Origin of the sequence: Affinundibacterium nitidum (assembly GCF_014284155.1) — a bacterium.
GTDB lineage: Bacteria > Pseudomonadota > Gammaproteobacteria > Burkholderiales > Burkholderiaceae_D > Undibacterium > Undibacterium nitidum.
The window spans coordinates 1-283 of the sequence record NZ_JACOFZ010000050.1 but is presented as its reverse complement, the minus strand read 5'-3'; the positions used below and the strand labels follow the sequence as shown (position 1 = coordinate 283).

At 46.6% G+C, this 283-nt stretch carries 1 tRNA gene; it reads right to left on the bottom strand.

The features are described from left to right. Positions 1-161: 161 nt before the first annotated feature. Positions 162-238, bottom strand: a tRNA-Ile gene (locus tag H8K36_RS18975). Positions 239-283 lie beyond the last annotated feature (45 nt).

Sequence of the window (283 nt, the reverse complement as noted above, 5' to 3'; positions counted from 1 at the left end):
ATTTTGATTATTTCTACTTTACTTCTTCTCAATTGTTAAAGAACGATACTACTTAATTACTTTGCTTTCGTTTTGAAAGAACAAATCTCAACAGCGCACGCGCCACTCACATTTGTTATTTCACTTCTCGCTTCGGCTCTTTCTTTCTGCCTCCGCTTATTTGGTAGGGCTGGTTGGGCTCGAACCAACGACCCCCGCGTTATCAACACGGTGCTCTAACCAGCTGAGCTACAGCCCCAGTCAATTGGTGGAGGTTACCGGGCTCGAACCGATCACCCCCTGC